Here is a 393-nt window from a genome sequence, read left to right on the forward strand (position 1 = left end):
AGTACGTTATCTAGTTTTGAAGGAATGAATTTCCTCTTGATTAATCTCGAAAAGAGATTATAATAGGAAATGTTCTTTTAATAGTCTAGTGACGATGGCGAGAAGGTCACACCCGTTCCCATACCGAACACGGAAGTTAAGCTTCTCAGCGCCGATGGTAGTTGGGGCATTGCCCCTGTGAGAGTAGGACGTCGCTAGGCTAGAATTTGGAGGATTAGCTCAGCTGGGAGAGCACCTGCCTTACAAGCAGGGGGCGGCGGTTCGATCCCGTCATCCTCCACCATTTTCAAATTGTACAAATTTTATTATGTACGAGCCATTAGCTCAGTTGGTAGAGCATCTGACTTTTAATCAGAGGGTCGAAGGTTCGAGTCCTTCATGGCTCACCATTTA

The 393-nt window shown here is 45.5% G+C and carries 2 tRNA genes and 1 rRNA gene; all 3 read left to right on the forward strand.

The features are described from left to right. Window positions 1–84 precede the first annotated feature (84 nt). The 3 genes from rrf (at window position 85) to AC6CHV_RS26370 (ending at window position 389) form a co-directional block, all read left to right on the forward strand. Window positions 85–200: ribosomal RNA gene (gene rrf / locus AC6CHV_RS26360) — 5S ribosomal RNA — on the forward strand. 8 nt (window positions 201–208) lie between these two features. Next, window positions 209–283 (forward strand) — tRNA-Val (locus tag AC6CHV_RS26365). 30 nt (window positions 284–313) lie between these two features. Further along, a tRNA-Lys gene (locus AC6CHV_RS26370) sits at window positions 314–389 on the forward strand. Window positions 390–393: the final 4 nt, after the last annotated feature.

Source organism: Ferdinandcohnia sp. GQ5 (assembly GCF_059759275.1).